Here is a 13203-nt window from a genome sequence, read left to right as displayed (position 1 = left end):
GCGGCGCGACCGCTCCCGCCCGACGCCGCCTCTGGTCTGTGAGATGAAGCCGCCCCTATGACGCGGCCGTCTCTTCCGAACATGATCCCAGCTGTGCCCGCAGGTCCGGAAGGGAAGCGCCGTCGCAGGTCAGGACGACCACCAACCTGCTGAGTTCGATGCCCTCGGGCCGCTGCGTGTAGGACCAGCGCCGGCCGGCCTGTCGGAGGGTCTTGAAGAGCAGTTGACGTGCGGAGTCATCGCTCGCCAGCGCCTCGTTCGCAGCCTCGACGATCGGTACGTAGCGATCCGCGGGCAGCCACGTCAGATCGCGCAGGCAGTCAGAGAGGGCATCCCAGTTCCACCCGAAGTAATCAGGCAGCCTCAGCCCCTCGTAGAACTCCTGGAAGACAGCGATCGACAGGCAGGGTGCCTTGTGTCGGGATCACGTGCAACCAGGGCACTGTGTCCATCGCCACCCTCCTCTGAGCAATGCTGAAGAGCTGTGGATCGGTTCCGGGAGGCACGCGGAGGGCGTACCTTCGCGAATAGTCCTCTGATGGTCACCGAGCAGGCCCGCGTTCGCAGCGCGGGTCGGGAAGGCACGCCCGTGCTCAGCGTAGTCACCGACGACAGCTCCACCCAGTCCGGCTCCCTGATCGACGAGATCGTGCGCGAGGGCGCCTGCCGGATCACCGGAGCCCACCTGGTATCCCTCGCCCGGGCGGGTGCCACGGTCGAGAACGGCGCGCTGGTCGAGCGACAGGAGAAGGCTGCATGAATCAGCTCGACGCCTCGCAGGAGGAGGAGCCGGCCGAGCACCTCCGCTTCTGGGACTACCTGAGCAAGCTTGAGCAGGCCACGGAGGCCGACGAGGTCGATGTGGTCAGCGAAGTCCTCACCGACCCGGACCGGACGATGGCCCAGTCCGCCGTCCTGCGACACCTGGACCGCCGAGCTGCCGAACTCCACTGCGGACCCGCCTACGAACCGTGGGCCGAGAAGATGACCCAAGCCACGACGCACTATCCGTTCCTGACCCGGCGCCTGCGCGAATGGTCCCTCTTCCGAGCCATCACACTGCAGCGACCGTGGCGTCCGGACGCCCTGCTCGACTCGTCCGACTGGCTCCAACTCAAGACGGCCGAAGCGTCGAACGCCGCCGCACTCGAAATCCTCACCGACAGCGGTCGCACCAAGCGGATCCGCAACACCGCTCGGATCAACCTGAAGCAGCAGAGCCGACGCTGATCGCAGTCGACTCATCCGTAGGTGCTCGAAGCCCGTTCCGGGCACGACCGACTGCCTGTGCCCAGGCGAGAGCCGGGGTACCCGCGAGACTCCGACTCGGCAGCTGTGGCAGCCTGCTGACATGCCATGGGAGCTGCAAGAACATACAGGTCGTCACTACGCCGTCCTGTTTCACTACGCCTTGTCCGACGACGCCTGGGCCGTGGAGCTGAGCGAGGCCGTGCCGGCGCCGGCCAAGGGGGACGAGAACCCCAACGCCGCGGTGACGCACTTGCCCGGTGCTGCCTTCCTGGTGGCGCTTGTCCCGGACGAGGACCCGAACCTGCAACCGACCGTCCGCGTCTACAGCCCTGACGAGCGCACTGTCCCCTACGCAATCATGCGTTGGTTCATGGAGCAGGTGGCCGACCAGGTAGAACGCTGCCGCATCGCGTTCGAGCAGGGAGAACCTGAAACAGTGGAATGATCACGCCCTGACTGGTGTGATCACGGCAACGGGTCCTTCCTGGATAGCCCAATTCAGCGGACTTAGTTGGTTTTAGCGGGGTAGCCCCAACTCGCCTGCATGCAGCCCGGCCTGGAAGCGGGAGTTGGCCTTAAGACCGAGTACCGGCTTCGAGTGCACGCGCAGATCGTGCTGGTGGCCCGCGGGCTGCCGAACACGCGGATCGCCGAGCGGGTCGGCGTGCACCTGGACAGCGTGCGCACGTGGCGGAGCCGCTTCGCCGACCTGGGCATGCCGGGCCTGGCCGACCGCAAGCGCACCGGACGCCCGCCCTCCTTCACCCCGCTACAGGCTGCCCAGGTCACGGCCCTCGCCTGCCGACTGCCCGCCGAGACCGACACCCCGCTGTCCCACTCGACCACGCCCGAACTGGCCCGCGAGGCCGTCAAGCGCGGCATCGTGCCCTTCCGGTCGGCCTCCACTGTGCGCCGCTGGCTCGCGCGGGACGCCCTCAAGCCCTGGGTGACTCGGGCACCGGTGCAGGCCACCCGGCGATGGCACATCGAGCGCACCCATGCCTGGCAGAACGCCTTCCACCACCTCGCCCGCTGCCACGAACGCCGCACCAGCGTCATCGAAGCCTTCTTCGACCTTGCCGACACGATCATCATCATCCATAGCCTGAACCGCCGAGCCTGGACCACCCACCGCTGGGACACACGCCCCCGACGCTGACCATGAGCAGCCCCCTGTCCGAGTGACTGCGTAATGGCTCATCAGCCGGTCGGGCTCGCAACCGCTTCATGATGAGACCTCCCGCGTGGGTACGGCGACCGGCGCAGCCGCGGACCGCGGGCAACAGGTCCAAAGCTGTCGCTACCTCCGCCGGTGAGCCTCGACAAGGAAACGCTGCGAGTGAGCCACGAACGGACCATGACGTTCGATGAAGGAGTGGAGCTCCGCCAGGCGGTCACGGTAGGCGTCCACCGTGAAGCCGGGGACGATCCAGATCACCTTGCGCAGGAAGTGGGCCACCGCCGCGATGTCATGGAACTCCATCCGGAGGGCTTCCTGGCGCACGTCGACGACGTCCAGACCCACCGCCTCCGCGGCGGCCACCGCCGCGATCGGGCTCGTACCGGCATAGGTGGTGGTCACCGGCATCGGCCGCGACATCAGCGGCTGAGGCCCCATCATGAACTCGGTCAGTTCCCGCACCGAGCCGGAGCCGACGTGTTGGGCCAGGTACACGCCGTCCGGACGCAGCACCCGTCGTACCTCGTCCCAGCGGGTCGCCACGGGGTGCCGACTGACCACCAGGTCGAACGACTCCTCTGCGAACGGCAGGTCGGCCGCGTCCTCGGTCTCGACGACGGCCGCGTCGAACTTCGCCAGGGTGCGGCGGGCGATCGCGATGTTCGGGGGCCAGGACTCCGTCGCCGCCAGCACCGGCGGGGCGACGGGAATCGACGCCAGCACCTCGCCGCCGCCCGTCTGGATGTCGAGTCCGGCTGCGGCCTTCGCCATCCGCTCGGCGAGCAGCCTCGCGTACCCCCAGGACGGCCGCTGCTCGCTGGCGCGACCGGCGAACCAAGAGAAGTCCCACCCCGCAGTGAGGACGGCCTTGCCTTCCTCCAAGAGCTCTTCGAACGTACGCATGGGCCCGAGAGTGGCAGGCGAGAGCGGCGCCCGCATCCGAGTTTCGACGTGAGTCACAGAGCGTCACGACTCCGTGATCACGGAGCCTATGCCTGCCTTGTCTGCCGGTCGACCTGCCTGCCTGCCGCCTATCCGCGAGAGCTCTTGGCCCACGGCAGTGCGGCAAGCTGATCTCCGCGTCACGGCGCGGGCGGTGCAGAATCTGTTCAAAGGGCCAGCCATGGAGTCTCCTGCTGGAGGACCGGGTCCTGCTGGTCGTCGCGTACTGGCGGACGAACCTGACGCTGCGACAGCTCGCCCCACGCTTCGGGACGCACATGGCGAAGTGACGTTCACTCCCTGAGCGATCTGCCTGACCCTGCCGCAGACACGGAAACCCGGCGAATGGGTTGTCCGGGAAACAGGCATGGCAGCACGGGTGTCGTGCGGCGATTGGCTCCGGCAGCGTGGTCTGGCAGCACCGTCCGTCTACGTCCGTCGGGTGCGGGGCGCGTGCTGCCCGACGACTGCCTCGCTGTCGGCTTTCCAAGAGACAATTGCCCGGCCGTGAGGCACCGACGAGGGATCCCGGGAGACGTCGCTGCGAGCCGTCGACCGCGAGCTGCGCCGGCGAAGACGAGGCGGGACGTACCGAGGGCCCGTCGTCACTTGGCTCCGGGCTGCGATAAGGGGATGCGGTGGTGGGGTCCCGCGGATGACGATGGGCGGACATCCGAGGAGAGGGAAGGCCATGGGATACATACCGGGCACCGGCGACTACCTGAACGCGCTCGCCCAGGATCTGCACCCGCTCGACGAGGGGATCGCGTGGTTCACGGCCCTGCCCGAGGACGAACAGACGGAGACGCTGCGTCTGCTGGCGGCGTTCTGCTTCCAGGCCCATCCCACCCCTGAGGAGGCTCTGGAGAGCATCCGTCGCTCCGGTCTCCGGCCGACCCACACTCCTGCGGTCCTGCTCGTCCGGGGGCGGATCGAGCACCAGGTGGGGACGATCGCCGGGCTGACCCCCCAGCACGAGCGGATGAAGGCCTTCCGTCTGCTGATCGCCCTGCTCGCCGTCGCGGACGCGAGACGCAGGGCACGGTGCCGTATCGACGGCTGCGGACACCACTGGCACCACCTGACCGCTGCCCCGTAATCGGGCATGTGCCGGAACAAGCCGAGGGGCCGCCCGGAGAGCTCCCCTCGGGCGTCCGCTCGATCGACGTACCTGCCTGTTCATGCGTACTGCCAGACAGGTCGCCTGCGACTGCCTTGAGGGCAGGTCAACTGCCACCATTTACAGCGGCTTACGTCGACGGACCCGTGGTCGGCCTCAGATTGCCTTGCGCCACACGGAGATGTGCTTCGCGGAGTCCTGGGTGAACGGCGTCCCGTCCCAGTCCGCGACGCGACGTTCCAGCTCGAGCCCGGCGATCCGTGCCATCAGGTCGAGCTCTGCCGGCCAGGCGTACCGGTGCCGGGAGTTGTCGCGGCGGTAGCGGCCGTCGTCGTCGCGGGTGAAGTGGTGCGAGACGAGAATCTGCTCGACGAGGTCGAAGGTGTCGAAGCCGAGATGCTGCTCCGAGACGTCGAACGGCACCGCGACCTGGCCGGGCGGCAGGAACCGCAGCGGCGGCACGCCCAGCTCGATGACGAATCGGCCGCCGGGCTTCAGATGACGTGCGGCATTGCGGAAGCATGCGACCTGCTCGTCCTGCGTGAGCAGGTTCGTGATGGTGTTGTAGACGAGATAGACCAGGGTGAACTCGCCGGGGACGGCGGTGGCAGCCATGTCCCCGATGACTACCGGGAGAGTGTCCTCGTCGATCTTGCGCCGCAGCACGGCTGCCATGTGCTCGGACAGTTCGATGCCCACTACCGGCACGCCGCGTTCCCGCAGCGGGACGCCTACTCGTCCGGTCCCGATGGCGAACTCCAGCGCCCGGCCGTCTCCGGCGAGCTCGGCCAGGAAGGCGAGAGTCGGTCCGAGAACGGCAGCCGAGGACGCTTCGGCCTCCTCGGCGTCGTAGCGGTCGGCGGTCGCACGGGTCCACAGCTCACTGCTCGTCACGGACGGCCAATTTGCCAGGTGCCGAAGGGCGCTGTCGAACGGATTTACCCTGCACGTGCCAACCATCCTGAAGATCATTACGTGAGGATCCTTAGGCCGGCTTCGTGAGACGTCCTGGCAGGAGCCCTCACCCTGTGGGGTGACGGAGGGCCCAGTCCCGATCGGCGCCGGGGAGGGCCGAGAGGGCCGCGCGCCAGCCGCCGAAGGAGGTGATGTCGCGGGCGCCGGCGAGGGCCTCCGGCTCGCAGAGGAAGCCGGTCACGAAGGTTCCGTCCGCGAGCTCCACGCTGCCGAGGGCCATCGGGCGCGGCAACGCCCCCACGAGTGCGCCGAGCCCGTCGGCGGGCAGCTGCCAGACCTCGGCCTCGATCGCGGCACCGCCCTCGCCGGCCCGGACCAGCCCCGGCTTGGGCGGCACTGTGTTCAGCGCGTACAGCCGGTAGGCGGGGGCGGTCGTGGTCGTGCGCACCAGTCGGCCGCCCAGGGAGAGCAGCTGGCCGTTCAGCGGCTGCCCGGACAGGTGCGCACCGACCACCGCGAGCCGTAGCGGCGGGGCGGTGAGCAGGCCGGCGATGTGCGTGAGCCGCTCGTCCGTGAATGCCGGACCGATCAGCATGACGCCGAACGGCAGCCCGTTCACCTCGCCTGCCGGTACGGCGACGGCCGCCAGGTCGAACAGGTTCGTCGAGTTGGTGAACCGGCCGAGCCGGGCGTTCGTGCTCAAGGGGTCGGCCGTGACCTCCGCGAGGGTCGGGTGCCCCGGAGCCGTCGGCAGGAGCAGCGCGTCCGCGTCACCCAGCGAGGCCAGGGCCCTGGTGCGCAGGGAGACCAGTTTCTCCCGGTCGGCGTAGAGCCGGTGGGCTGGGATGTCCCGGGCCCGGGAGATGATCCCGGCCACGGTCGGGTCGAGGTCCGTCGAGCCCGCGTGGCCGTCGACGAACGCGCCGACGGCGGCGTAGCGCTCGGCGACGAACGCGCCCTCGTAGAGCATCGCGGCCGCCTCGGTGAACGGCGTCAGGTCCACGGGCAGGAGCTCGGCGCCCGCGTCGGCGAGCCGGGTGGCTGCCGCCTGGAACGCCTCGGCCCAGCCCTTGTCCATCTCGCCGAGCTGTTCGGGCTCGGGGACGGCGATCCGCCACGGGCCCGGGGCGCGTTGCTCCAGGGGCGGGAGCTCGCGCCCCGCTGGTGTCGCCATGAAGGACAGCGCCCGCTCGGCCTCGGGGAGCGTACGGGCGAACACGGTCACGCAGTCGAGCGAGGCGCAGGCCGGGACGACGCCTTCGGTCGGCACCAGACCGCGGGTCGGCTTGAGGCCGACGATGCCGTTGAAGGCCGCCGGGACCCGGCCCGAGCCCGCGGTGTCCGTGCCGAGCGCGAAGTCCGCGATGCCGAGCGCGACGGAGACCGCCGAGCCGGACGAGGAGCCGCCCGAGACGTACGCGGGGTCGACGGCGTTCCGGACCGGGCCGTACGGGCTGCGTGTGCCGACGAGGCCGGTCGCGAACTGGTCGAGGTTCGTGGTGCCGAGGACCACCGCGCCCGCCGCCTTCAGGCGCGCCACCGCCGGGGCGTCGGCCTCCGGCCGGTAGGCGTACGAAGGGCAGCCGGCGGTGGTCGGGAGCCCGGCCACGTCGATGTTGCCCTTCACGGCGAACACCGTTCCGGCCAGCGGCAGCCGCTCGCCCGCGGCGGCCTTCGCGTCGACCGCGGCGGCATCCGCCTCCGCGTCCTCCTGCGGGCGAAGACCGATCCACACCTCGGGCCGGTCCACCTGCGCGTTGCGGGCGTATGCCGCCCGTACCCGCTCCACTGCGGTGATCATGCTGATGCCTCCGCGGTCACGACGGGAGCGAGGACGACGAGCGCGGTGCCCGCCTCGACCTGGCTGCCCGGTTTGATCAGGACCTCCGCGACGATGCCGTCGGCGGGGGTCCGTACTGGTGACTCCATCTTCATCGCCTCGAGCGCGATCAGCTGCTGACCGGCCGACACCCGGTCGCCGGCCTCGACGTTGACCTGCCAGACGCAGGCGGTGAACTCTGCCTCGACCAGACAGCCGCCCTCGGGCACCTCGATGTCGGCGGCCGGCGGGGCGACCTCGGTGGCCGCTTCGGCGCGGGCGAACTCGCCGGCAGCCTCCCAGGCGTCGCGCTCGGCGCCGAACGCGGCGCTCTGCCGGGCTCGGAACGCGGCGATCGATGCGGCGTTCTCGTCGAGGAAGGCCTGGTGGTCGGCGAGCGAGAAGGTGCCCTCCTCGGTCTTCGGCACGAACCGGCCGGAGGTGATGTCGGCGCGCAGCTCCAGGAGTTCTTCGGGCCCGACCGGGTACCACTTGATCCGGTCGAAGAAGCGCATCAGCCAGGGCTTGCCGGGCTCGAAGGCGCCGCGCTGCTGCCAGCCCGACCACACCTGCGTGGTGCGGCCGACGAACTGGTAGCCGCCGGGGCCCTCCATTCCGTAGACGCACAGGTAGGCGCCGCCGATACCGACCGAGTTCTCGGCGGTCCAGGTGCGGGCCGGGTTGTACTTGGTGGTGACCAGACGGTGTCGCGGGTCCAGCGGGGTGGCGACGGGCGCGCCCAGGTAGACGTCACCCAGGCCCAGGACGAGGTACTCGGCGTCGAAGACGGTGCGATGGACGTCGTCGACCGTCGCCAGGCCGTTGACGCGGCGGATGAACTCGATGTTCGACGGGCACCACGGGGCGTCGTCGCGTACGCCCGCCGTGTAGCGGGCGATGGCCTCGCGGGTCGCCGGGTCGTCCCAGGACAGCGGCAGGTGCACGATGCGGCTGGGCACCACCAGCTCGTCGGTGGCGGGGAGTTCCTCCTCCACGCGCAGCACGATGTCGAGGAGCTCGTGCTGCGGCAGCACGTCGGGGGCCACTTGGATCTGGAGCGAGCGGATGCCCGGGGTCAGGTCGACGATGCCGGCGAGCTCCCGCGCGGCCAGTGCCTCCGCGAGCGCGTGGACGCGCATGCGCAGCGCCAGGTCGAGTTGCATGGGCCCGTACTCGACGAGGAGGTTGTCGTCGCCGCTGCGCCGGTACGTGACCGACGGGCGCGCCCCCGTCTTCTCCAGGCGGGCGAGGATGCCGCCGTCGACGACGGCGTCGCGGTCGGCATGCGGCGCCGCGACCGGGTTCCGGCGCAGTTCGCCTGCCGCCTCCGCCGTGACGGGAAGGAAGCGGACGGTGTCTCCGGGCCGGAGCTGGCCGAGTTTCCAGCGCTGCCCGGTGACGACGGTCGCCGGGCAGACGAAGCCGCCGAGAGAGGGCCCGTCGGGGCCGAGGAGGACGGGCATGTCACCGGTGTAGTCGACGGCGCCGACGGAGTACGGCGTGTCGTGGATGTTGGACGGGTGCAGACCCGCCTCGCCGCCGTCCGGGCGCGCCCAGCGCGGCTTGGGGCCGATCAGACGGACGCCGGTGCGCGCCGAGTTGAAATGCACCTTCCAGTCCGCGGCGTAGAAGTCGCGGATGTCGTCCTCGGTGAAGAACTCCGGGGCGGCGTGCGGGCCTTCCACCGCGCAGACCTCCCACTCCCCGCCGAAGTCGGGACGGTCGCCGAGGGGGACGCCGGAGGTGCCGTCGCGGGCCTCGCCGCCGTGCAGGACGTCGCCCGCGCGCAGGGCGCGGCCGCCGTGTCCTCCGAACCGGCCGAGGGCGAAGGTGGCCGCGCTGCCCAGGAACTCGGGTACGTCCAGGCCGCCCGCGAACAGCACGTAGGTGCGCAGACCATGCTCGTCGGGGGCTCCGACGGCGAGGGTCCGTCCCGCCTCGACGGTGACCGGCTCCCACTGCGGCACCGGGGTGCCGTCGATCGTCACCTGCGCGGGGGCACCGGTGACGCAGACGGTCGTCGGGTGGGTGAACTTCAGGGAGGGGCCCTGGAGGGTGCACTCCAGGCCGGGCGCGCCCTCGTCGTTGCCGAGCGCTCTGTTGCCGAGTCGGAAGGAGAGATCGTCCATCGGCCCGCCCGGCGGGACGCCGACCTGCCAGTAGCCGGTGCGTCCGGGCCAGTCCTGCACCGTGGTCAGCGTGCCCGGGGCGACGACCTCGATGCGCGGTGTCGGGTCGGTGACGGCGGCCAGCGAAGCGGTCGAGTGGCGGGCGGAGCGTACGTCCCCGTCCCGGAGCGCGGCCCGCACCAGGCCGAGGTTGGTCTCGATGCCGTCGACGCGCGTCGCGGCGAGCGCCGCGTCCAGGCGGTCCAGCGCCTCGGCGCGGTCGGCGCCGTGTGCGACGACCTTGGCGAGCATCGGGTCGTACGCGGTGGTGACCTCGGTGCCGGTCTCGACCCACGAGTCCACGCGGACGCCGGCGGGGAAGGCGACGCGGGTCAGCAGGCCCGCGCTGGGCCGGTGGTCGCGGGACGGGTCCTCGGCGTAGACACGTGCTTCCACCGCGTGGCCTTTGGGAGCGGGGGGCTCGGTGACGACCGCGGTGTCGCCCTGCGCGAGGCGCAGCATCCACGCCACGAGGTCGACTCCGTAGATCTCCTCGGTGACCGGGTGCTCGACCTGGAGGCGGGTGTTGACCTCCAGGAAGTACGCCTCCTCGCGGGTGGCGTCGTACACGAACTCGACCGTGCCGGCGGACCGGTAGTTCACCGACGCGCACAGGTCCACAGCGGCCGAGGCGAGTCGGCGGCGGACGTGGTCCGGCAGACCGGGCGCCGGGGCCTCTTCCACGACCTTCTGGTTGCGGCGCTGCAGCGAGCAGTCGCGGTCGCCGAAGGTGACGACCTTGCCCTGCCCGTCGCCGAAGACCTGCACCTCGACGTGGCGGGCCCGCTCCACGAGCCGTTCCAGGAACACGCCGGCGGAGGAGAAGGAGGCCGCGGCCACGCGCTGCACCCGTTCCCAGGCGCCGGCGAGTTCGGCTGCGCCGTGACAGGCCTGCATGCCGATGCCGCCACCACCGCCGGTCGCCTTGAGCATCACCGGATAGCCGATCTCCTCGGCCGCCGCGAGGGCCGCGTCCACATCGGAGAGGAGTCCGGTGCCGGGGGCGAGTGGCACGCCCGCCGCCCGGGCTGCGGCGCGCGCGGTGTGCTTGGCGCCGAACAGCTCGAGCTGTTCGGGGGTGGGGCCGACGAAGACGATGCCGGCGTCGGCGCAGCGGTGTGCGAAGTCGGCGTTCTCGGACAGGAAGCCGTAGCCGGGGTGGACGGCGCCGGCACCGGTGTCCTTGACGGCCTTCAGGACCAGGTCGCCGTCGAGGTAGGACTCCTTGGCGGGCGCGGGACCGAGCCGGACGGCCTCGTCGGCCAGTCGTACGTGCTCCGTGCCGCGGTCCGCGTCGGAGTACACCGCGACGGTCCGCAGTCCGAGCTGCCGGGCGGTGCGGATGATGCGTGCCGCGATCTCGCCGCGGTTGGCGACCAGCAGGGTGTCGAACGTCATCGGGTTCCGTCCTCGTCGCTCTCGCCCGGCTCGGTGATCGTCATCCGTACGGCTGTCGGGTCGAATCCGTTGCAGGGGTTGTTGATCTGCGGGCAGTTGGACAGCAGCGCGAGGACGTCGGTCTCGGCCCGCAGCACGACCTTCAGCCCCGGGGCGGAGATGCCGTCGACGATGCCGAGTGTCCCGTCCTTCTCGACCGGCACGTTCATGAACCAGTTGATGTTGGAGACCAGGTCGCGCTTGCCCAGTCCGTGCTTGCTGCCCTCGGCGAGGAAGTTCTCCACACAGGCATGCTGCGACCAGGTGTGATGGCCGTAGCGGAGGGTGTTCGACTCCTTGGAGCAGGCGCCGCCGATGGTGTCGTGCCGCCCGCAGGTGTCCTCGACGACGGTCATCAGCGGCACGTGCTCGTTGGACAGCAGCACCGAGCCGGTGGTCAGGAAGAGGGACTCCTGGGCCTGGATCGTGTCCGGGGCGCTGTAGCGAACGGACGTGTCGTGCGCGTCGTAGAGGAGGAAGTCAGCGGCCTGGTTGCCGTGCAGGTCGGTGATGGTCAGCAGCTGCCCCTTGCGTACGACCGCGGACGCGGCGGCGCGGGCGGGGACGGTCTCCTCGGAGACGACGCGGCCGGGAAGGGCGGTGGTGGTCATGCGATCCCCCGGGCGGTGAGGTGGTCGGCGGTGTTCAGGAAGGCACGGCGGCCCTCGGGGGTGGCGTCCCACAGTGGGTCGCCGGGGGCGGTCGGACCAGCCCGGTACGCGAGGACCTCGAGGTTTCCGCATGTGTACGCGGGGCGCGGGTCCAAGGGATGGGGGACGTTGGAGATGAGGACGGTCACGTCCTGCTCGGCACGCAGCGTGACGGCCTTTCCGGGGCCCGCGGAGCCGGTGAACTCGGTGGTGCCGTCCTCGGCGACCCGTACGCCCTGGAAGAAGGAGACGGACGGTGGGATGTCGCGCGGGGCGAGACCGTTCTTGAGGGCCGCGAGCTTGAACAGCTCGCGGCCCGCCGGCGATGCGGACTGAGGGGTCCCGTCCCCGTACCGCCGGGTGTTGCGCGCGAGGGTGGAGGTGCCGGTGAGGGCGTCGTGCCGGCCGGAGCTGTCCGCGGTGAGGGTGGCGAGGACGCGGCCCTGGTCGGACAGGAGCAGGTGTCCCTCGCCGAGGTACGCGTTCCAGAGCACCTTGACGGTGTCGGCCACGTTCAGGCGCTCCCAGGGGCGGTCGGCGCTGTAGAGGAGGAGGTGCGCGCAGGCGTCGCCGGTGAGGTCGGTCAGCCGCAGTTCGGTGCCCCGCGCGAGGACCTTGTGGGTGTAGTTGCCGCCCACCACGATCTCGGCCCACACGATGTCGCCGGTGGCGACACCCTCGGGAGGCGTCGGCCAACTGCTCGCGGGCAGTACGGGCATGGCGTCGACCCTTGTGCCCGCCTGGGCGCGGGCATGGTCGCGCGCGCCGTACGCCGATGCTGTCGCTGACGGTGTCGCCATGGCTCAACCTCCGGTCGGGAGCTCATTTCTGTCGCTCGACAGAAATTAGGCAGCGGGCGCTTCGCGGCCATTGCCCGGGCGTTTCGGGTCGGTTACCGGAAGCTCACCCGAGGGCGCGGCCAGAGGTGTCCTCCGGCCCTGTGCGAGGATCGGGGAGTGAGCACGCCCACCAGCAGGAGAGTCGGCCGCCCACGGGTCCAGAAGCGTCCCGCCGGCGGCCTTGAGCCGCGCGAAGAAGTCCTCGCCGTGGCGGCCGAGCTCTTCACCACCAGCGGCTACACCGCGACCTCCACCCGGACGATCGCCGAGCGCGCCGGATTGCGGCAGGCATCCCTCTACCACTACTTCGACGGCAAGGAAGCGATCCTCGCGGAACTCCTCGAAGGGACTGTCCGCCCCTCCCTCGACGTGGCGCGCGAGCTCGTGTCCCGTACGCAAGCGCCCCCGGAGGCGCGGCTCTGGGCCCTGTGCCACTCCGACGCGGCGCTGCTGTGCGGCGGCCCGCACAACCTCGGGGCGCTGTACCTGCTGCCCGAGGTGCGGGCGGAGCGCTTCGCCGCCTTCCACCGCGTCCGGTCCGAACTCAAGGCGTTCTACGAGGAGTTGCTGGCCGCCACCGAGCCAGGGGCGGCGCTCGGCGCGGAGGACCTGGCGCTGCGCGCCGACCTTCTCTTCGGCCTCACCGAGAGCGTGATCCTCATTCGGCGTGCCGACCCCGCCCGCGACCCGCGAGCCCTGGCGGCGGCGACGGCCGACGCGGCGCTGCGCGTGGCGGGCGTGCCGCAGCGCTCCCTGACACGACTGCGCCGCGAGGGGCAGCAGCTCCTCGCGGGCGGCCGGCGCACCGGGGGGGGCCCGCCCCCCCGGGGAAACACAGACAGCGCGCCGCGCGGGGGGGGGGCGCCGCGCGGCGCCCGCCCC

General features: G+C 70.9%; 11 protein-coding genes and 4 pseudogenes. 8 read left to right on the top strand and 7 right to left on the bottom strand.

Going from position 1 to position 13203, the window contains the following annotated elements; genetic code table 11:
- Positions 1-55: 55 nt before the first annotated feature.
- A complete protein-coding gene (locus ACFVZW_RS35055; protein ID WP_384530276.1) occupies positions 56-397 on the bottom strand; it encodes a barstar family protein in 342 nt (113 codons plus the stop codon).
- Positions 398-589: 192 nt separating this feature from the next.
- Between ACFVZW_RS35055 and ACFVZW_RS35050 the strand changes: the two genes are divergently transcribed.
- The 5 genes and pseudogenes from ACFVZW_RS35050 to ACFVZW_RS35030 form a co-directional block, all read left to right on the top strand.
- The gene (locus tag ACFVZW_RS35050) at positions 590-760 is read left to right on the top strand and encodes a hypothetical protein (protein ID WP_384530273.1); all 171 of its coding nucleotides are present in this window, start codon (positions 590-592) and stop codon (positions 758-760) included.
- Positions 757-1230, top strand: a complete 474-nt coding sequence (locus ACFVZW_RS35045; RefSeq protein ID WP_384530270.1) for a hypothetical protein — start codon at positions 757-759, stop codon at positions 1228-1230. Before ACFVZW_RS35050 ends, ACFVZW_RS35045 begins: the two co-directional genes overlap by 4 nt.
- A gap of 121 nt (positions 1231-1351) precedes the next feature.
- Complete coding sequence (locus ACFVZW_RS35040) at positions 1352-1696, top strand: hypothetical protein (protein WP_384530267.1); 345 nt, start codon at positions 1352-1354, stop codon at positions 1694-1696.
- A 99-nt stretch (positions 1697-1795) separates the two neighbouring features.
- A pseudogene (locus ACFVZW_RS35035) lies at positions 1796-2161 on the top strand (helix-turn-helix domain-containing protein); the annotation flags it as partial.
- Positions 2162-2203: 42 nt separating this feature from the next.
- A pseudogene (locus ACFVZW_RS35030) lies at positions 2204-2410 on the top strand (IS5/IS1182 family transposase); the annotation flags it as partial.
- A gap of 141 nt (positions 2411-2551) precedes the next feature.
- On the opposite strand, the gene ACFVZW_RS35025 reads toward ACFVZW_RS35030, so the two are convergent.
- The gene (locus ACFVZW_RS35025; protein WP_384530264.1) at positions 2552-3334 is read right to left on the bottom strand and encodes a class I SAM-dependent methyltransferase; all 783 of its coding nucleotides are present in this window, start codon (positions 3332-3334) and stop codon (positions 2552-2554) included.
- A gap of 101 nt (positions 3335-3435) precedes the next feature.
- On the opposite strand from ACFVZW_RS35025, the pseudogene ACFVZW_RS35020 reads away from it, so the two are divergent.
- Both ACFVZW_RS35020 and ACFVZW_RS35015 read left to right on the top strand, forming a co-directional pair.
- A pseudogene (locus ACFVZW_RS35020) lies at positions 3436-3645 on the top strand (transposase family protein); the annotation flags it as partial.
- A gap of 419 nt (positions 3646-4064) precedes the next feature.
- On the top strand, positions 4065-4472 hold the full coding sequence (locus tag ACFVZW_RS35015; RefSeq protein WP_384530261.1) for a DUF5958 family protein: 408 nt from the start codon (positions 4065-4067) through the stop codon (positions 4470-4472).
- A gap of 177 nt (positions 4473-4649) precedes the next feature.
- Here ACFVZW_RS35015 and ACFVZW_RS35010 read toward each other — a convergent pair whose 3' ends face one another.
- The 5 genes from ACFVZW_RS35010 to ACFVZW_RS34990 all read right to left on the bottom strand — a co-directional run bounded on the left by ACFVZW_RS35010 (position 4650) and on the right by ACFVZW_RS34990 (position 12282).
- The gene (locus ACFVZW_RS35010) at positions 4650-5387 is read right to left on the bottom strand and encodes a class I SAM-dependent DNA methyltransferase (protein ID WP_384530258.1); all 738 of its coding nucleotides are present in this window, start codon (positions 5385-5387) and stop codon (positions 4650-4652) included.
- Positions 5388-5514: 127 nt separating this feature from the next.
- The gene (gene atzF, locus ACFVZW_RS35005; protein ID WP_384530255.1) at positions 5515-7209 is read right to left on the bottom strand and encodes an allophanate hydrolase; all 1695 of its coding nucleotides are present in this window, start codon (positions 7207-7209) and stop codon (positions 5515-5517) included.
- A complete protein-coding gene (gene uca, locus ACFVZW_RS35000) occupies positions 7206-10793 on the bottom strand; it encodes an urea carboxylase (RefSeq protein WP_384530252.1) in 3588 nt (1195 codons plus the stop codon). Before uca ends, atzF begins: the two co-directional genes overlap by 4 nt.
- Positions 10790-11443 carry an urea amidolyase associated protein UAAP2 gene (locus ACFVZW_RS34995; RefSeq protein WP_384530250.1) on the bottom strand — a complete coding sequence of 218 codons (654 nt, stop codon included), beginning with the start codon at positions 11441-11443 and terminating at the stop codon, positions 10790-10792. The genes uca and ACFVZW_RS34995 overlap by 4 nt, the downstream gene beginning before the upstream one ends.
- The gene (locus ACFVZW_RS34990; RefSeq protein ID WP_384530247.1) at positions 11440-12282 is read right to left on the bottom strand and encodes an urea amidolyase associated protein UAAP1; all 843 of its coding nucleotides are present in this window, start codon (positions 12280-12282) and stop codon (positions 11440-11442) included. The genes ACFVZW_RS34995 and ACFVZW_RS34990 overlap by 4 nt, the downstream gene beginning before the upstream one ends.
- A 156-nt stretch (positions 12283-12438) precedes the next feature.
- Between ACFVZW_RS34990 and ACFVZW_RS34985 the strand changes: the two are divergent.
- Positions 12439-13062: pseudogene (locus tag ACFVZW_RS34985) on the top strand (TetR/AcrR family transcriptional regulator); the annotation flags it as partial.
- Between the last annotated feature and the right edge of the window lie 141 nt (positions 13063-13203).

It is taken from the genome of Streptomyces sp. NPDC059567, assembly GCF_042735655.1.
Lineage (GTDB): Bacteria > Actinomycetota > Actinomycetes > Streptomycetales > Streptomycetaceae > Streptomyces.
The sequence above is the reverse complement of the archived record's forward strand: the minus strand, read 5'-3'. Positions and strand labels throughout refer to the sequence as shown.